Raw genomic sequence first — 17,878 nt, forward strand, 5'->3', positions numbered from 1 at the left:
GCAGCTGTCCATTTGCATCACCGCAGCACCTGTATTTTTTCTTTATCCAAGCAGCAAAAGGGACACACCAACGATGGCAAAAATCTTCTGCGTTGCGAACCAGAAAGGCGGCGTCGGCAAGACGACGACCACAGTCAATCTGGCGGCGAGCTTGGCAGCGCAGGGACAGCGAGTCCTTCTCATCGATCTGGACCCGCAGGGCAACGCCACGATGGGCAGCGGTATCGACAAGGCCGCATGTGAGAGCACGGTCTACGAAGTGCTCGTGGATGGCGTGTCGGTGACCGACGCGCGCGTGCGGCCGGAGGCCGTCGGCTACGACGTGCTGCCCGCCAACCGCGAACTCGCCGGTGCCGAAGTCGAACTGGTCAGTGTGCAGAACCGTGAGCGCCGGCTGAAGGCTGCGCTCGCGGCAGTCGAGAGCGAATACGAATTTGTATTGATCGACTGTCCGCCGGCTTTGTCGCTGTTGACGCTCAACGGCCTGTGCGCCGCGCATGGCGTCGTGATTCCGATGCAGTGCGAGTATTTCGCCCTCGAGGGCCTGTCCGACCTGGTCAACACGATCAAGCAGGTGCACGCCAACTTGAACCGCGACCTGAAGGTGATCGGCCTGCTGCGCGTGATGTTCGATCCGCGCATCACGTTGCAACAACAGGTGTCGGACCAGCTTAAAGAGCATTTCGGCGACAAGGTGTTCGATGCGGTCATCCCACGTAACGTACGTCTCGCCGAGGCGCCCAGTTACGGTTTGCCGGGCGTGGTGTTCGACAGGGTATCGCGCGGCGCGCAGGCATACGTGCAGTTCGGCGCGGAAATGATTGAGCGGGTGCGCGCACTGAATGACGCGCCCCAGGCATCCTAAGCGGATCGAGGAAGCACAATGAACGCAGTAGCGAGAAAGAAGGGATTGGGCCGCGGCCTGGAAGCACTGCTGGGTGGCAGTGCGGACATCACAGAAGCAGTGGTGATCGAAGGCGCACCCAACGTGCTGCCGCTCAGCAAGATGCAGGCGGGTAAGTATCAGCCGCGCACGCGCATGGACGAAGGCGCTTTGCAGGAACTGGCGGCCAGCATCCGCGCGCAGGGGTTGATGCAGCCGATCCTGGTGCGCCCCGTGTCGGCGGACAAATACGAGATCATCGCCGGCGAGCGGCGTTTCCGCGCGGCACGTCTCGCGGGTCTCGACGAAGTGCCGGTGCTGGTGAGGGATGTGCCGGATCAGGCTGCTGCCGCCATGGCGCTGATCGAGAACATTCAGCGTGAAGATCTGAATCCGCTGGAAGAAGCGCAGGGCATCCAGCGCTTGCTCGACGAGTTTAATTTCACGCACGAACAGGCCGCGGAGTCGGTGGGCCGCTCACGTAGCGCGGTATCGAATCTGTTGCGCTTGCTCAACCTGGCGACCCCTGTGCAGACGATGCTGCTGGCGGGCGATCTGGACATGGGCCATGCGCGTGCGCTGCTGGCCGTCGACGGCGCGACACAGATTACGTTGGCCAACCAGGTGGTCAACAAGCGCTTGTCGGTGCGCGAAACTGAAAAACTGGTGGCGGCGACCACCAAGGCCGCACCTGCGGTGAAGGCGCGCGCGAATCCGGACGGTGGCCGTGATACGCGGCGGCTCGAAGAAGAGTTGTCGGACCTGCTCGCGGCAACGGTCAAGATCAAACTCGGCCGCCGTGGACGCGGTCAAGTGCTGGTGGACTTTGGCGATCTGGACGCACTGGAAGGCATACTTGTCCGCCTGCGTGGGAACGCCACGGTCTGATTGGCGCGTTGAAGGGACTTGCGACGACGTGATGGTCGGCAGGCGGAGTGGGGCGGTAGGCGTGGCGCCCCCCGCGCTCGCCACGAAGGCGAGTGCACATGATGTCAGCCCGGTTCCAGTGATCGGCGACTTACTTCAATGTTCGATGGATTCCTAAGCAAGTTCCACCCTAAATAGTTAGGAATACAAAAATAGAAATCTGAACCAAAGTGTCGATGCGAACAAGAGTTCGTTGGCTGCGCGGCGATTGACTTGCTCGGAATAGTCGACGCCCAGCGCAGCTGCAACACGATACATGTTCGTCGCTTGGTGGCACCGGGCACCATCGCATCTCACTGCCTACCCGGCTGCGCCCAACATGTCCACTCACTCGGGCAAAAAACCACGTTTGTTGCATTTTCGAGACGTCTGCTATGGCATTTGAACAGCCCGCCGGCAGCCGCAAATCCGCTTGATTCAAAGCGCATGTTTTGGCGCGCCCCAGCAGCCTTACATTTGGCGTGTTTCGCCCTGTCAGCAAGGCGTTTCCGCATCGTGAAGAGCCGTTTCACGCTGGTTATTGAACGGCCTAAAGTCTTGAATTGCCTGCAACTATCGCTTACAATCGCCCGGATTTAATTGCACGGCAACCCCGTAAGGGCAGCGTAAGTTCGCCTGCTGGTACAAGACTTTCGGAACACTGCGATGGCGGTCAAAACGTCGAATGAAGTGCCGCAGAATGGGCACGACGAACACCGCGCTGAACGCACCGCTTCCGTTGCGTCCACCGGTCAGCGAGCGGCACCTGACGATTCGTGGGATGCCGAGCAGCAAGATAACAATATCGTTCCGCTCACGCGGGCCGAGGCTGAAAAGCTGTTTGGTCCGAACGTGAGTCGTCCATCGCGCGTTACGCCTTTCAAGGTCGTGGCAGCGCAAATGGTTTTGTCCCTGGGTGCTACGCTGGTGTGGTGGCTTTTTTACAAGCCGCCGGGCGCTGCTGCGCTGTCCGCGTTCCTGGGGGGGGCGATCTGCTGGGTGCCGAGCGCGTTGTTCGCGGCACGACTTAGAACGTTGAGCGGCGCCGAAACAGTCATGAGATGGATGATCGGCGAAGCGCTCAAGATGGGGACAACGATCGCGATGTTTGTAGCTATCGCCTTCTGGTATCACGACGTACGCTGGGTTCCGCTGCTCGTGACTTACCTCCTCGCGCTGAAGACGTACTGGATCGCCTTGGCCTGGCGCTAACGTAGGCAGCAGTAACAAAGCAGTAGTAAAAATTCAGGCTGGCGCGCAGCGCCGGCAACAGGTGTGCGGATATGACACGGTCCGCACCCGGCGTGTTCCCGCAATACAGAATTGCTGCGGGAGCGGCCTAAGACGATTTTCGACAATTTGGGTGGCTTTAACGATATGGCAGCTAGCGAAGGCACGCGCGCAATGGATCCGTCCGAGTACATTGCGCACCACTTGCAGAACTTTTCCACCGCGCATCAGACGTCGATTTTCGACATTCACGTGTGGAATCTGGACACCCTTTTCTGGTCGATCGTTTGCGGTCTGGCCACGATCTTCATCTTGCATCTCGCTGCCCGTAAGGCAACGTCCGGCGTGCCGGGCCGTTTCCAATGCGCTATCGAAATGCTCGTCGAAATGGTCGAGGATCAATCCAAGTCGATGATCCACGGCTCGCGCACTTTCATTGCACCGCTGGCCCTGACCGTGTTCGTCTGGGTCGCGCTGATGAACTCGCTCGACTTTATCCCCGTTGACCTGCCGGGCCACGTGATTGGCTGGCTCGGTCTGTCCGAAGTCATCCCGCACCACCGCATCGTGCCGACCGCCGACCTGAACGGCACGCTCGGCATCGCCCTCGGTGTGTTCGCGCTGATGATTTACTACAACTTCAAGATCAAGGGCGCCGGCGGCTTCGTGCACGAACTGCTGTCCGCTCCGTTCGGCGCGCATCCGCTGCTGTGGATCCCGAACCTTGCACTGAACATCATCGAGTTCGTCGCGAAGACGGTCTCGCTCGGCATGCGGCTTTTCGGCAACATGTACGCGGGCGAACTGTTGTTCCTGCTGATTGCCCTGCTCGGCAGCATCTGGAGCTTCGGCGCGGACACGACGGTGCTTGGCTTCATCGGCCACGTGATCGCCGGCAGCGTGTGGGCAATCTTCCACATTCTGATCGTTCTGCTGCAGGCGTTCATTTTCATGATGCTGACGCTGGTGTACATCGGCCAGGCACACGACACGCACTAACCTGCGCTGTCGGCAAAAGAATCGTAGTTTTTTAAATCCCAGTTCCAACCAGTTCTAAAAGACTTTTCACAAAGGAGTGATCATGCAAGCTTTCATCGCCAACATCCAGGGTCTGACCGCCATCGGTATCGGCATCATCATCGGCCTGGGTGCAATCGGCGCCTGTATCGGTATCGGCCTGATGGGTGGCAAGTACATCGAAGCATGTGCACGTCAGCCGGAACTGATGAACCCGCTGCAAACCAAGATGTTCCTGCTGGCTGGTCTGATCGATGCGGCGTTCCTGATTGGCGTTGGTGTGGCAATGCTGTTTGCGTTCGCGAACCCGCTGCTGTCGAAGCTGGCAGGCTGAGGTTCCTCGGAAGTTTGCGCCTGAGCTATAACTAGTGAAGGCGCAGGGCGGAACGGGCACTTGGGCGCTGATCGAAGACAGAATCGATGAGCGCCTTGCCGTTTCACTTTCCGAACTAGCAACGTTTAAGGAAACACCGTGAATCTCAACGCAACCCTGTTTGCGCAAATGGTCGTGTTCCTGATCCTCGCGTGGTTCACGATGAAGTTCGTGTGGCCGCCGTTGATCAACGCCCTCGACGAGCGCTCGAAGAAGATTGCTGACGGTTTGTCGGCTGCTGAAAAGGGCAAGGCAGAACTCGAAGCCGCTCACAAGCGCGTCGACCAGGAACTCGCTCAGGCACGCAACGACGGTCAGCAGCGTATTGCTGACGCAGAAAAGCGCGCTGTGGCAGTCGCTGACGAAATCAAGGCTCAAGCACAGGCGGAAGCCGCTCGCATCATCGCGCAAGCGAAGGCCGACGCGGACCAGCAAGTCGTCAAGGCGCGCGAAACGCTGCGTGGCGAAGTCGCTGCACTCGCTGTGAAGGGCGCTGAACAGATCCTGAAGCGCGAAGTGAACCAGGCAGCTCACGCTGACCTGCTGAATCAACTGAAAGCTGAGCTCTGATCATGGCCGAACTTGCAACCATCGCCCGTCCGTACGCAGAAGCGCTGTTTGGCGTGGCCGAAGCTGGTGACATCGCCGCCTGGTCCACGCTCGTGCAGGAGCTGGCACAGGTTGCGCGTCTGCCCGAAGTGCTGTCGATCGCCTCGAGTCCGAAAGTAAGCCGCACCCAGGTCAGCGAACTGCTGCTGGCTGCGGTCAAGTCGCCGCTCAAGGACAACGCACAAGCGAAAAATCTGGTGCAAATGCTGGTGGACAACCATCGCCTGCAATTGCTGCCGGAAATCGCCGTGCAGTTCGAAGAGTTGAAGAACGCCCGCGAAGGGGCGGCCGATGTGCTGATCGTCAGCGCATTTCCGCTCGAAGGCGCGCAGTTGAACGACCTCGTCGCAAGTCTCGAACGCAAGTTCAAGCGCAAGCTGAAGCCGGCGGTCGAAGTCGACCCGTCGCTGATCGGCGGCGTGCGCGTGACGGTCGGCGACGAAGTGCTCGATACCTCGGTCCGCGCGCGGCTTGCCAGCATGCAGACGGCTCTGACGGCCTGAAGCGCCTCAACGCGCTGAAGCGGCTGGCACGCAACAGAATTGACTATCAGGAGCGAATAATGCAACTCAATCCCTCTGAGATCAGCGAGCTGATCAAGAGCCGGATCCAGGGCCTTGAAGCGAGCGCAGACGTTCGCAACCAGGGCACCGTGATCTCCGTGACCGACGGTATCGTGCGCATCCACGGCCTGTCGGAAGTGATGCAGGGCGAAATGCTCGAATTCCCGGGCAACACCTTCGGTCTCGCACTGAACCTCGAGCGCGACTCGGTCGGCGCCGTGATTCTGGGTGAGTACGAACACATTTCGGAAGGCGACATCGTCAAGACGACGGGCCGCATTCTGGAAGTGCCGGTGGGTCCGGAACTGCTCGGCCGTGTGGTCGACGCACTCGGCAACCCGATCGACGGCAAGGGCCCGATCAACGCGAAGAAGACCGACGCGATCGAAAAGATTGCTCCGGGCGTGATCTGGCGTAAGTCGGTTTCGGAGCCGGTTCAAACGGGTCTGAAGTCGATCGACGCGATGGTGCCGGTTGGCCGTGGCCAGCGTGAGCTGATCATCGGCGACCGCCAGTGCGGCAAGACCGCAGTCGCAGTCGACGCGATCATCAACCAGAAGGGCAAGAACCTCTTCTGTATCTACGTCGCGATCGGCCAGAAGGCTTCGTCGATCATGAACGTGGTGCGCAAGCTGGAAGAAACCGGCGCGCTGGAATACACGATCGTCGTGGCCGCTTCGGCTTCGGAATCGGCTGCCATGCAGTATCTGGCACCGTACGCCGGCTGCACGATGGGTGAATACTTCCGTGACCGTGGTCAGGACGCGCTGATCGTTTATGACGACTTGACCAAGCAAGCTTGGGCATACCGTCAGATCTCGCTGCTGCTGCGCCGCCCGCCGGGCCGCGAAGCTTACCCGGGCGACGTGTTCTATCTGCACTCGCGTCTGCTGGAACGTGCTGCTCGCGTCTCGGAAGAGTACGTCGAGAAGTTCACGAACGGCGAAGTGAAGGGCAAGAGCGGTTCGCTGACGGCACTGCCGGTCATTGAAACGCAAGCAGGCGACGTGACCGCATTCGTTCCGACGAACGTGATCTCGATTACCGACGGCCAGATCTTCCTGGAAACCGACCTCTTCAACGCAGGTATCCGCCCGGCAATTAACGCCGGCGTGTCGGTGTCGCGTGTGGGTGGTGCGGCTCAGACGAAGGTCGTGAAGAAGCTGTCGGGCGGTATTCGTACCGACCTGGCCCAGTACCGTGAACTGGCTGCGTTCGCGCAGTTCGCCTCGGACCTCGACGAAGCGACCCGCAAGCAGCTGGAGCGCGGCCGCCGCGTGACGGAACTGCTGAAGCAGCCGCAGTATCAGCCGCTGCAAGTGTGGGAACTGGCGATGGCGCTGTTCGCCGCGAACAATGGCTACCTCGACGATCTGGAAGTGTCGCAAGTGCTGCCGTTCGAAAAGGGCCTGCGCGACTACCTGAAGTCGAAGCACGCTGACCTGATCAAGCGCGTTGAAGACACCAAGGAACTCTCGAAGGACGACGAAGGCCTGCTGCACACGGCTCTCAAAGACTTCAAGAAGTCCGGCGCTTATTGATCCGCGAGTGATCCGCAAGGCATAAACGGACCTTGAAGCGGCGCGGGCCGCAGGCAACTGAACCCGCGCTGCTTCGGTAGCTTTGCATGGGACCCGAGTAAGCGCTCAAGCGCTAACTCGGGCCGACAAGGAGTAAGCAATGGCTGGAATGAAGGAAATTCGCGGCAAGATCAAGAGCGTGCAAAACACGCGCAAGATCACGAAAGCGATGGAGATGGTGGCCGCATCGAAGATGCGCCGCGCTCAGGAGCGCATGCGCGCTGCTCGCCCGTATGCCGACAAGGTCCGCGATATCGCTGCACACATGAGCCGTGCGAACCCGGAGTATCGTCACCCGTTCATGGTGTCGAACGAAGGCGCGAAGACGGCCGGCATCATCCTCGTCACGACCGACAAGGGTCTGTGCGGCGGCATGAACACCAACGTGCTGCGTGCGTCGCTGCAGAAGTTCAAGGAACTGGAAGGCCAGGGCAAGACGATCGAAGCAACCGCGATCGGCACCAAGGGTCTGGGTTTCCTGAACCGTCTGCGCGCCAAGGTGGTGTCGAACGTCGTGCATCTCGGCGACACGCCGCATCTGGAAAAGCTGATCGGCGCGGTGAAGGTGCAGCTCGACCTGTACTCGGAAGGCAAGGTTTCGGCGGTGTACCTGGCGTACACGCGCTTCGTCAATACGATGAAGCAGGAGCCGGTGATCGAGCAACTGCTGCCGCTGTCGGCAGACCAGTTCGAGCGCAAGGAAGAAGACGGCACGACGCCGAGCACGCAGTGGGACTACATCTACGAGCCGGATGCGCAGGCAGTGGTGGACGAACTGCTGGTGCGTTATGTCGAGGCGCTGGTCTATCAGGCCGTCGCTGAAAACATGGCATCGGAGCAGTCGGCACGGATGGTCGCGATGAAGGCCGCTTCGGACAATGCGAAGACGGTCATCAACGAACTGCAACTCGTGTACAACAAGAGCCGTCAGGCCGCGATCACGAAAGAACTGTCGGAAATCGTCGGTGGCGCAGCGGCAGTCTGACCCTAACGGTCAAGCACGCCGCTTCGTGTGCGCCTTCGTGGCGCACCCCCACCGAAACTGCGCCTTTGCGCGAGTGAAGAATTGAGTATCTAAAGGAAAAGCGATGAGTACTACTGCTTTGGTAGAAGGCAAGATCGTACAGTGCATCGGCGCGGTGATCGACGTGGAATTTCCGCGTGAATCCATGCCGAAGATTTACGACGCGCTCATTCTCGAAGGTTCGGAACTGACCCTCGAAGTCCAGCAGCAGCTGGGCGACGGCGTTGTCCGTACCATCTGTCTGGGTGCATCGGACGGTCTGCGCCGCGGCACGGTCGTGAAGAACACGGGTAAGCCGATCAGCGTGCCGGTCGGCAAGCCGACTCTGGGCCGGATCATGGACGTGCTGGGTCGCCCGATCGACGAAGCCGGCCCGATCAACTCGGACGTGGTTCGCGGTATTCACCAGAAGGCTCCGGCGTTCGACGAACTGTCGCCGTCGACCGAGCTGCTCGAAACCGGCATCAAGGTTATCGACCTGATCTGCCCGTTCGCGAAGGGCGGTAAGGTGGGTCTGTTCGGTGGCGCCGGTGTGGGCAAGACCGTGAACATGATGGAACTGATCAACAACATCGCTAAGGAACACGGTGGTTATTCCGTGTTCGCCGGTGTTGGCGAGCGTACCCGCGAAGGGAACGACTTCTATCACGAAATGAAGGACTCAAACGTTCTCGACAAGGTCGCGCTGGTGTACGGCCAGATGAACGAGCCGCCGGGCAACCGTCTGCGCGTTGCGCTGACCGGCCTGACGATGGCTGAGCACTTCCGTGACGAAGGCCTCGACGTGCTGTTCTTCGTCGACAACATCTACCGTTTCACGCTGGCAGGCACGGAAGTGTCGGCACTGCTCGGCCGTATGCCGTCGGCAGTGGGCTATCAGCCGACGCTGGCTGAAGAAATGGGTAAGCTGCAAGAGCGTATTACGTCGACCAAGACCGGCTCGATTACCTCGGTTCAGGCCGTGTACGTCCCTGCGGACGACTTGACGGACCCGTCGCCGGCTACGACTTTCGGCCACCTGGACGCAACCGTCGTGTTGTCGCGTGACATCGCGTCGCTGGGTATTTACCCGGCAGTTGACCCGCTCGATTCGACCTCGCGTCAGATCGACCCGAACGTGATCGGCGAAGAGCACTACTCGATCACGCGCGGCGTGCAGCAAACGCTGCAGCGCTACAAGGAACTGCGCGACATTATCGCGATTCTGGGCATGGACGAACTGGCGCCGGAAGACAAGCTCGCCGTGGCGCGTGCTCGTAAGATCCAGCGTTTCCTGTCGCAGCCGTTCCACGTCGCTGAAGTGTTCACGGGCTCGCCGGGCAAGTACGTGCCGCTGAAGGAAACGATCCGTGGCTTCAAGATGATCGTTGAAGGCGAGTGCGACCACCTGCCGGAACAAGCGTTCTACATGGTCGGCACGATCGACGAAGCCTTCGAAAAGGCCAAGAAGATCCAGTAAAGGTCGGGTGTAACGAAGCGGGCGCCGGAGTCCGCGCATAGTGAATGCTCTTGCAGCATCACCACGCAAAGCCGGCGCCTCTCACTACGCTCAAAGCCTTGCATGGGACCAGAGTAAGCGCTAAAGCGCCAACTCTGGTCGGCACAGGAGTCGATATGGCAACCATTAAAGTAGACGTCGTCAGCGCGGAAGAGCAGATCTTCTCGGGCCAGGCGAAGTTCGTCGCACTGCCGGGCGAAGCAGGTGAACTCGGCATTTTGCCGGGCCACACGCCGCTCATTACGCGGATTCGTCCGGGTGCGGTGCGCATCGAAGCTGAAAACGGTGAAGAAGAGTTTGTGTTCGTCGCCGGCGGCATTCTCGAAATCCAGCCGGGCGCTGTGACGGTTCTCGCCGACACGGCTATTCGCGGCAAGGATCTCGACGAAGCCAAGGCCGAAGATGCACGCAAGCGCGCCGAAGAAGCGTTGCAGAATACGGGATCGAACCTCGAATACGCCACCGCGCAAGCGGAACTGGCGTACGCGACGGCTCAGCTCGCTGCGATTCAGCGCCTGCGCAAGCTGCGCAGTCAGCGCTAAGCAATACGTTTCAAAGAGAAAGCAGCCTTCGTGGCTGCTTTTTTTTGATCTTCACTTGACGTTTACGGAAAGGTCATCAAAATCGAGTCGTTGGCATCGATCGATGCCGTATCGCAATACTCGGACAACGCGCTGCGGGTAAGACTTGATGCCGAAGGGTCACAAGCCGGTGGCACAATCGATTTCAAATTCATTTCAATAGGGCGAGCTTCCGCTCACGGAGACAACACCATGGCAACGCATATGTCAGGCGAAGGTGCACTCGTGGAACCGAAGGACGGACTGTCGTACGTTCGTGGGACGACCGATATCCCGTTGAGCGAGGCGACAGTCGGTCAGTTTCTGCGCGATACCGCAGAGCGTTTTCCGGATCGTCCGGCAGTGGTGTTTCGCGAACAGGGCATTCGCTGGACATGGAAGGAGTTCGCCGAAGAAGTCGACGTGTTGGCCGCGGGGCTTCTCTCGCTCGGTATCGTGAAGGGCGACCGCGTCGGCATCTGGTCGCCGAACCGGGTGGAGTGGCTGCTCACGCAGTTTGCAACCGCGCGCATCGGCGCCGTACTCGTCAACATCAATCCGGCCTATCGGCTCGCGGAACTCGAGTACGCCTTGAACAAGGTTGGCTGCAAAGCGATCATCGCCGCCGAGCGCTTCAAGACGTCCATGTACCTTGAAATGCTGCAGGAGCTTGCCCCCGAACTCGCCACGCAAGCGCCCGGCGCGCTGCGCGCCGCACGCTTGCCCGAGTTGCGCTACGTGATCCGTATGTGCGACACGGAAACGCCCGGCATGTTGACCTTTTCCGACGTGATCGAACAGGGGCGCGTGGCGCTCGACGTGCCGAAGCTCGACGCCATTGGCGCCACGCTCTCGTGCCACGACCCGATCAATATCCAGTTCACCAGCGGCACCACCGGCAACCCGAAGGGCGCGACGCTGACCCACAGCAATGTGGTCAACAACGCGCGCTACATCGCAATGGCGATGCGCCTCACCGAACAGGACGGCCTCTGCATCCCCGTCCCGCTGTATCACTGCTTCGGCATGGTGCTGGCGGTGCTGGCGTGCGTCTCGGTGGGCGCCAACATGGTGTTTCCCGGCGAGGGTTTCGACCCGGCGGCGACATTGGCCGCGGTCTCGGACGAGCAGTGCACCGCGCTGCACGGCGTGCCGACGATGTTCATCGCCGAGCTCGATCACCCGAACTTCGCCACCTACGACCTTTCGCGTCTGCGTACCGGCATCATGGCGGGTTCGCCGTGTCCGATCGAGACCATGAAGAAGGTCGTCGCGAAGATGCATCTGAGCGAAATCACCATCGCTTACGGCATGACGGAAACCAGCCCCGTGTCGTTTCAGAGCTCGACCACCGATCCGCTCGACAAGCGCACCACCACAGTGGGCCGTATCCAGCCGCACCTGGAGGTGAAAATTGTCGATCCGCTCGGCGAAATCGTGCCGGTGGGCGAAACCGGCGAGCTGTGCACGCGCGGTTATTCGGTGATGCAAGGTTATTGGGGCGACGAAGCCAAGACGCGTGAAAGCATTGTCGACGGTTGGATGCATACCGGCGATCTCGCGACGCTGGATACCGACGGCTACTGCAACATCGTCGGCCGCCTGAAGGACATGCTGATTCGTGGCGGTGAGAACATCTATCCGCGAGAGATCGAGGAATTTCTGTTCCGTCACCCGAAAATCCAGAGTGTGCAGGTGTTTGGTGTGCCCGATTCGAAGTACGGCGAAGAGGTCTGCGCGTGGGTCGTGCTGCGCTCGGGCGAGCAGGCCACGGCCGAAGAGATCCAGCAGTTTTGCCAAGGCCAGATTGCGCACTACAAGATCCCGAAGTACATCCGTTTCGTCGACGAGCTGCCGATGACGGTGACCGGCAAAGTGCAGAAATTCGTTATGCGTGAACGGATGATCAGCGAATTGAAGCTACGGGAAGATAAGACAGCGTGACGCCCCCTGGTGGCGAGGGTCCGTGCGCGGCAGATCGTTTGTCGCCGTGGACCCGCAGCACACACTGCGGCGCTACCGCGCAAACGTTTGACAAGACGAAAAAAAAGCGGGCCTGGAGCCCGCTAAAAACCACACGCTACGGGGTTAGCGCGAGGAGACCAAAGTAGGAACCGACTGTGACGACCACCCTGAGTCGATTACGGCCCCAGCAGGGATGCCCCCTTCACAGGGCTTCGGCAAGCGCCGACCGGCAAGTGCGTTGTATCCGCTCACACCACGCACCCAGCCACATCCGTGTTGAAACCGTTGAGGGCATTGTGGGCGAATTACCCTACGAGCGCGGTAACAAAGTGTTTCAGGTTGTAACGCCCGCCAGATAAGGCGTTGCGGGATTTATTGCCAAAATGTGGTGTTTGAAACGTAATTTTTACCTATGACTAGAGCGCAATTTCATACGCCTGATTGATGCTATTCGTGACGCATACTGCGGCGTAAACCGTTAAGTCGATTCCGCATGAAATGGTTGCATGTTCATCTTCCTGGTGACAGATCGCCCGTGTTACAGGAGCTTTGCCGGGATGGAATGTCTCTTGAATGCCGGCGAGTTGGCGCGTTGCATCGCAACACCGGACCGACAGGCGATTGAGGGCAAAGAGCCCGTTCGCAGACGGGCGATTTTGCCGAATTGTTCTGTTTTTGTTTAACACCGCTGAATCCGGTTACATGATTGGCGTGTTTGTACAGACATATTGGCGCATCCCGACCAGCATCGTTTGCTGGGGAGGCCGATGGCCGGGATACGCTGGCAGCATCACAGTCGCCTTACTTCAGCCACTTGTCTGAAATCGCCTGATACTCGCCCGTTGCCCGCGCAAGATGCAACCACTGATCGACGTACTGCTGGAAGGCGACATCGCCGCGCGGCAGCAGCCAGGCTTTCTCGCCATACTGGAACGGCTTGTCCGGATGCACGGAGCAAAGACCCGGGTTCAGCTTCTGCTGCAGCAAGGTTTCCGACGCATCCGTCACCATCACATCGGCATTTCCGGTGAGGATCTGCTTGAAGATCGTCACGTTATCCGGATAGACGGTCAGATTCGCATGCGGGAAGTACTGCTTTGCGAACCGCTCATTGGTGCCGCCCGGATTGACGATCACGCGCGTTGCCGGCTGATCGATCTGCGCGACGGTCTGATATTTGTTGACGTCGTCGCATCGCGTGATCGGCGTTTTGCCGTCGATCATGTACGCCTGTGTGAAGAACGCGCGCTTTTGCCGCTCCAGCGTGGGTGACACGCCGCCCACGCCGATGTCGCATTTCGCGACAAAGTCGTTCATCAGATTCGGCCACGACGTTTTGATGTACTCCGCCTTGACGCCGAGCGATTTGGCCAGCGACTCCGTCATGTCGATATCGATGCCTTCGAACTGGCCGTCGGCCTTATAGAACGAGTACGGCTTGTAGTCGCCGGTCGTGCAGGCGCGCAGCGTGCCACGGGCGAGGATATCGTCGAGCCGCGATGGTGCCGCAGCCGTGCTGGCCTGCGCACAAGCCACGCCTGCGTGCATCAGAACGCCGGCCAGGGCGCCGAGCAGTGCGAGTGCTGCCTTGTTCATTGAGTCTCCTTGGTTGCGTGTCGTTGTCTGGTAAGGCCGTTGGATCATAGCCCGGCGCTTCGTGCTTGAACATTGGCCGTTCAGCCAGGTCAATGCGTCGCAGCCGCGCGCCGGAGAGCCCGCGGTCCGACGTAAAACAGGCGTGCGTGCTCTGCGCGCAACCGTTATTGCCTCCATCAAGCGCGATACGGCGAGCCGGGGTCCGGTAAAATGCCCCTTTGCCCTCAGTCGTACGCAACGTGGCCCATAACCTTCTGAACGACACTTTCCTGCGCGCGCTGCTGCGCCAGCCGACCGACTACACGCCGATCTGGCTGATGCGGCAGGCTGGCCGCTATCTGCCGGAATACAACGCCACGCGCGGCCGCGCGGGCAGTTTCCTCGGCCTCGCCAAGAGTCCGGCGTTTGCGACGGAAGTCACGCTGCAGCCGCTCGAGCGCTATCCGCTCGACGCCGCGATCCTGTTCTCCGACATCCTGACAGTGCCCGACGCCATGGGCCTCGGCCTCGAGTTCGTGACTGGCGAGGGTCCTAGATTCGCCCGTCCGGTGCGCACGGAAAGTGACGTGGCGCAGCTCGCGGTGCCGGACATCGACGCCACGCTGCGCTACGTGACCGATGCCGTACGCGAAATCCGCACCGCACTTACGGATGCTCAAGGCCGTCAACGTGTGCCGCTAATCGGCTTTTCGGGCAGCCCCTGGACGCTTGCGTGCTACATGGTCGAGGGCAGCGGCTCTGCGGACTTTCGCACCGTCAAGTCGATGCTCTACGCGCGTCCGGATCTGATGCACCGCATTCTCGAGATCAACGCGCGCTCGGTCGCCGCGTACCTGAACGCTCAGATCGAAGCCGGGGCGCAGGCCGTGATGATTTTCGACACATGGGGCGGGGCGCTCGCGGACGGCATGTATCAGCGCTTTTCGCTGAATTACATTCAGCAGGTGGTGAGTCAGTTGAAGCGCGAGCACGACGGCGAGAAAGTGCCGGTGATCACCTTCACGAAGGGCGGTGGGTTGTGGCTCGACGAAATCGCCGAGATCGGCGTGGATGCAGTCGGCCTCGACTGGACCGTGAATCTCGGCAAAGTGCGAGAGCGCGTCGGCGGCAAGGTGGCGCTGCAAGGCAATATCGATCCCTCGGTGCTGTTTGCGCCGCCGGCGTCGATTCGCATGGAAGCGCGTGCCGTGCTCGACAGCTTCGGCAATCATCCGGGCCACGTCTTCAATCTTGGCCACGGCATTTCGCAGTTCACACCGCCGGAGCACGTTGCCGAACTCGTCGACGAAGTGCATCGTCATAGCCGGGCGATTCGCAGCGGCACCCATGCACCGGCGTGAAGCCGTAATCGTTACCGCTTTTGATGCAATGCAGCGAACTGGGCTCTTCGCCTAAGGGGAAGTTTGTATTCAGCGGGCCGTCAGATGGCACTCTCGAGAAAGTCAAGACTTGACTTATGCACATTCATCACGCTGCGGCGCGGTAGAAGCTTTCGTCGTACCCTAGCCCTTGCACATTGCCGGCGCATTTGATCTAAGCCTTGTCTGGCAAGGGTTTCACGGCATCTGGCGCGAATGTGCGGAATCCCACAGAAGGCCGCTGCGACGCCGTTTGCGGGCGTTCCAGACGAAGTTCTCAACAAAGTTATCCACAGGCACGCGGGCCGATTGCAATTGTTCAGCCGAATCCAAAACTTAGCGCAGAAATTGAAGTTTTACTTTAACTTCGACAGGTTTCTCCTCGGCTCACTTCACACCGCGGTGCGGCCTCATGCCGCAATCACTCTTTTCGTCGACACTGCCGCGTGAGTGACGCTTTCGTCCGCGTCGCGCTGGATCATCCGCTGCCGACTTTGTTCGACTACCGCTACGACATGCCGGAGCCGGTCGAGCCGGGCATGCTGGTCAGCGTGCCGTTTGGCAAGCGCCACGTGGTGGGCCTTGTCTGCGAAGTGACCGCTCACAGTGAGGTGCCGGCGGATCGCTTGAAGTCGGTGAATGGCGTGTGCGTCACATGCCCGCCGGTGTCGACGGAATGGTTGAGGCTTGCGGCGTTTGCGGCGGATTACTATCAGCGCGGTCTTGGCGAAGTTGCGCTACCGGCGCTGCCGCAAGCGCTGCGTGACGCCTCCCGCTGGCCGCGTCTCTTTCAGCCGGAAGAGCGCTTCAGTCTCACGCCCGAGGGCCGCGTGGCCTTGCCCGATGCGTTGCCGGCTCGGGCGAGCGCGTTGAGAAAGCTGGCCCAGGCACTGACGAAGAGCGACTTCCTGCTGGCCGCAGACGCTCGCGCGCTGCACCCGAAAGCATCCGCCACCCTCGAAGCATGGCGGGCGGAAGGCTGGGTCGCGCTGGATCTCGTCGATGCCGCCGCGGCGCAGGACACGCCGGCATCGTCCGCTGCACCCGCGCCCACCCTGCCCACGCTCACTGACGAGCAGGCGGCGGCCGTCGAGGCTGTCCGCGATGCGAGCGGTTTTGCGCCTTTTCTGCTGCACGGTGTAACTGGCAGCGGCAAGACCGAGGTTTATCTGCGTGCGCTCGCCGAGATTCTGGCAGCGAAGCCCGACGCGCAAGCGCTCGTCCTCGTCCCCGAAATCAATCTGACGCCGCAGTTCGAGGCGGCCTTCCGCGCGCGCTTCGCTGCACTCGAGGGCACATCGATCGTCACGCTGCACAGCGGTCTTGCCGAAGGCGAGCGCGCCCGCAACTGGTTTGCCGCCCACACCGGCCGTGCCCGCATCGTGCTCGGCACGCAGCTCGCCGTGCTCGCGTCGCTGCCGCGGCTCGCGATCATCGTCGTCGACGAGGAACACGATCCCGCCTACAAACAGCAGGAAGGCTTGCGCTATTCGGCGCGTGACCTGGCGATCTATCGCGCCAAGCAGCTCGGGCTTCCGGTCGTGCTCGGCTCGGCCACGCCGTCGCTGGAAAGCTGGTGGCAGGCCGACCAGGGGCGCTACAAGCGGCTAACCCTGTCGCGCCGTGCGGTGGCCGACGCCGTGCTGCCCACCGTCAGGCTGATCGATCTGGAAGACGAGCGGAGGCGCGGGCGTGCGTCGGTGGAAGGTTTATCCGGGCCGCTGATCGCCGCGTTGAAAGCCCGGCTCGAACGCCGCGAGCAAAGCCTCGTGTTCCTGAACCGCCGCGGCTACGCGCCGCAACTCGCGTGCGATGCCTGCGGCTGGGTCGCCGGTTGTCCGCGCTGCAGCGCCTATGTCGTCCTGCATAAGCCGGAGCGTGCGCTGCGTTGCCACCATTGCGGCTGGGAAGCGCGCATCCCGCGTTCGTGTCCGGAATGCGGCAACGTCGATATCGCCCCCATGGGACGCGGCACGCAACGCGTGGAAGAGACGCTGGCGAGTGCGGTCCCGGGTGCCCGCATATTGCGCATCGACGCCGACAGCACCCGTCGCAAAGGCAGCGCGCAGGCATTGTTCTCCGACGTGCACGCCGGAGAGGTCGATATCCTCGTCGGCACCCAGATGATCGCCAAGGGCCACGATTTCCAGCGCGTGTCGCTGGTCGGTGTGCTGAACGCCGACACAGCGCTGTTTTCCCACGACTTCCGCGCAAGCGAGCGGCTTTTCGCGCAACTGATGCAGGTAAGCGGTCGGGCCGGCCGCGCAGGCCTGCCTGGTGAGGTGATCGTGCAAACGCGTTACCCGAGCCACGCGCTGTATCACGCGCTAGGCCGCCACGACTACGTCGGCTTTGCCAATTCCACGCTGGCCGAGCGGCGCGATGCGCATTTGCCGCCGTTCGTTTACCAGGCACTGCTGCGCGCGGAAGGCCGCACGCTCGAAGCCGCGCTCGCTTTCTTGCAGCAGGCGGCGGCTGAGCTGGCCGGCGTTCCGGCCGCCGAACGCGTGACGGTTTACGACGCGGTGCCGCTCACCATCGTCAAGGTGATGCACGTGCATCGAGCGCAGTTGCTGATCGAAAGCGCGTCGCGTGCCGCGCTGCAGGCCACGCTGCGGGCCTGGCAGCCGCTGCTGCGCGGTCTCAAGGGCGTGCTGCGCTGGAGTATCGAGGTCGATCCGCTCGACATCTGACGCAGGCTGCGGGTGTTCAGGCG

The 17,878-nt window shown here is 61.0% G+C and carries 15 protein-coding genes; 14 read left to right on the plus strand and 1 reads right to left on the minus strand.

What is annotated here, in order from left to right; all coding sequences use genetic code 11:
* Positions 1 to 73: 73 nt before the first annotated feature.
* The 12 genes from A6V37_RS09630 (at position 74) to A6V37_RS09685 (ending at position 12,187) form a co-directional block, all read left to right on the plus strand.
* The gene (locus tag A6V37_RS09630) at positions 74 to 865 is read left to right on the plus strand and encodes a ParA family protein (RefSeq protein ID WP_064267024.1); all 792 of its coding nucleotides are present in this window, start codon (positions 74 to 76) and stop codon (positions 863 to 865) included.
* An 18-nt stretch (positions 866 to 883) separates the two neighbouring features.
* Positions 884 to 1,771, plus strand: a complete 888-nt coding sequence (locus A6V37_RS09635; protein WP_064267025.1) for a ParB/RepB/Spo0J family partition protein — start codon at positions 884 to 886, stop codon at positions 1,769 to 1,771.
* A gap of 684 nt (positions 1,772 to 2,455) precedes the next feature.
* Positions 2,456 to 3,001 carry an ATP synthase subunit I gene (locus A6V37_RS09640; protein ID WP_064267026.1) on the plus strand — a complete coding sequence of 182 codons (546 nt, stop codon included), beginning with the start codon at positions 2,456 to 2,458 and terminating at the stop codon, positions 2,999 to 3,001.
* A gap of 165 nt (positions 3,002 to 3,166) precedes the next feature.
* Positions 3,167 to 4,018 carry a F0F1 ATP synthase subunit A gene (gene atpB / locus A6V37_RS09645; RefSeq protein ID WP_011490292.1) on the plus strand — a complete coding sequence of 284 codons (852 nt, stop codon included), beginning with the start codon at positions 3,167 to 3,169 and terminating at the stop codon, positions 4,016 to 4,018.
* A gap of 82 nt (positions 4,019 to 4,100) precedes the next feature.
* Positions 4,101 to 4,370: a F0F1 ATP synthase subunit C gene (atpE, locus tag A6V37_RS09650; protein WP_007180033.1), complete on the plus strand. Its 270-nt coding sequence runs from the start codon at positions 4,101 to 4,103 to the stop codon at positions 4,368 to 4,370.
* Positions 4,371 to 4,508: 138 nt separating this feature from the next.
* On the plus strand, positions 4,509 to 4,979 hold the full coding sequence (locus tag A6V37_RS09655; RefSeq protein ID WP_064267027.1) for a F0F1 ATP synthase subunit B: 471 nt from the start codon (positions 4,509 to 4,511) through the stop codon (positions 4,977 to 4,979).
* Positions 4,980 to 4,981: 2 nt separating this feature from the next.
* A complete protein-coding gene (locus A6V37_RS09660; RefSeq protein WP_064267028.1) occupies positions 4,982 to 5,521 on the plus strand; it encodes a F0F1 ATP synthase subunit delta in 540 nt (179 codons plus the stop codon).
* Between the two features lie 59 nt (positions 5,522 to 5,580).
* The gene (atpA, locus tag A6V37_RS09665) at positions 5,581 to 7,122 is read left to right on the plus strand and encodes a F0F1 ATP synthase subunit alpha (protein ID WP_064285939.1); all 1,542 of its coding nucleotides are present in this window, start codon (positions 5,581 to 5,583) and stop codon (positions 7,120 to 7,122) included.
* Between the two features lie 139 nt (positions 7,123 to 7,261).
* The gene (gene atpG, locus A6V37_RS09670) at positions 7,262 to 8,146 is read left to right on the plus strand and encodes a F0F1 ATP synthase subunit gamma (protein ID WP_011490290.1); all 885 of its coding nucleotides are present in this window, start codon (positions 7,262 to 7,264) and stop codon (positions 8,144 to 8,146) included.
* A 103-nt stretch (positions 8,147 to 8,249) separates the two neighbouring features.
* Positions 8,250 to 9,644 (plus strand): F0F1 ATP synthase subunit beta, encoded by a 1,395-nt coding sequence (gene atpD / locus A6V37_RS09675; protein ID WP_064267030.1) that lies wholly within the window; start codon positions 8,250 to 8,252, stop codon positions 9,642 to 9,644.
* 155 nt (positions 9,645 to 9,799) lie between these two features.
* Positions 9,800 to 10,225 (plus strand): F0F1 ATP synthase subunit epsilon, encoded by a 426-nt coding sequence (locus A6V37_RS09680; protein WP_064267031.1) that lies wholly within the window; start codon positions 9,800 to 9,802, stop codon positions 10,223 to 10,225.
* A 231-nt stretch (positions 10,226 to 10,456) separates the two neighbouring features.
* Entirely contained in the window at positions 10,457 to 12,187 is a 1,731-nt protein-coding gene (locus tag A6V37_RS09685; RefSeq protein WP_064267032.1) for an AMP-binding protein, read from the plus strand.
* 822 nt (positions 12,188 to 13,009) lie between these two features.
* Here A6V37_RS09685 and A6V37_RS09690 read toward each other — a convergent pair.
* Entirely contained in the window at positions 13,010 to 13,804 is a 795-nt protein-coding gene (locus tag A6V37_RS09690; RefSeq protein WP_064267033.1) for a transporter substrate-binding domain-containing protein, read from the minus strand.
* A gap of 239 nt (positions 13,805 to 14,043) precedes the next feature.
* Here A6V37_RS09690 and hemE point away from each other — a divergent pair, with 239 nt between their 5' ends.
* Both hemE and A6V37_RS09705 read left to right on the plus strand, forming a co-directional pair.
* Positions 14,044 to 15,144, plus strand: coding sequence for a uroporphyrinogen decarboxylase (gene hemE, locus A6V37_RS09695; RefSeq protein WP_064267198.1), 1,101 nt, complete (start codon positions 14,044 to 14,046; stop codon positions 15,142 to 15,144).
* Between the two features lie 464 nt (positions 15,145 to 15,608).
* The gene (locus A6V37_RS09705; RefSeq protein ID WP_064285940.1) at positions 15,609 to 17,855 is read left to right on the plus strand and encodes a primosomal protein N'; all 2,247 of its coding nucleotides are present in this window, start codon (positions 15,609 to 15,611) and stop codon (positions 17,853 to 17,855) included.
* Positions 17,856 to 17,878: the final 23 nt, after the last annotated feature.

Origin of the sequence: Paraburkholderia ginsengiterrae (genome assembly GCF_001645125.1) — a bacterium.
Lineage (GTDB): Bacteria > Pseudomonadota > Gammaproteobacteria > Burkholderiales > Burkholderiaceae > Paraburkholderia > Paraburkholderia ginsengiterrae.

Coding starts and splice junctions, on each gene's coding strand:
- A6V37_RS09630 (WP_064267024.1), top strand. CDS start 74: ATGGCAAAAATCTTCTGCGTTGCGAACCAGAAAGGCGGCGTCGGCAAG.
- A6V37_RS09635 (WP_064267025.1), top strand. CDS start 884: ATGAACGCAGTAGCGAGAAAGAAGGGATTGGGCCGCGGCCTGGAAGCA.
- A6V37_RS09640 (WP_064267026.1), top strand. CDS start 2,456: ATGGCGGTCAAAACGTCGAATGAAGTGCCGCAGAATGGGCACGACGAA.
- atpB (WP_011490292.1), top strand. CDS start 3,167: ATGGCAGCTAGCGAAGGCACGCGCGCAATGGATCCGTCCGAGTACATT.
- atpE (WP_007180033.1), top strand. CDS start 4,101: ATGCAAGCTTTCATCGCCAACATCCAGGGTCTGACCGCCATCGGTATC.
- A6V37_RS09660 (WP_064267028.1), top strand. CDS start 4,982: ATGGCCGAACTTGCAACCATCGCCCGTCCGTACGCAGAAGCGCTGTTT.
- atpA (WP_064285939.1), top strand. CDS start 5,581: ATGCAACTCAATCCCTCTGAGATCAGCGAGCTGATCAAGAGCCGGATC.
- atpG (WP_011490290.1), top strand. CDS start 7,262: ATGGCTGGAATGAAGGAAATTCGCGGCAAGATCAAGAGCGTGCAAAAC.
- atpD (WP_064267030.1), top strand. CDS start 8,250: ATGAGTACTACTGCTTTGGTAGAAGGCAAGATCGTACAGTGCATCGGC.
- A6V37_RS09680 (WP_064267031.1), top strand. CDS start 9,800: ATGGCAACCATTAAAGTAGACGTCGTCAGCGCGGAAGAGCAGATCTTC.
- A6V37_RS09685 (WP_064267032.1), top strand. CDS start 10,457: ATGGCAACGCATATGTCAGGCGAAGGTGCACTCGTGGAACCGAAGGAC.
- A6V37_RS09690 (WP_064267033.1), bottom strand. CDS start 13,804: ATGAACAAGGCAGCACTCGCACTGCTCGGCGCCCTGGCCGGCGTTCTG.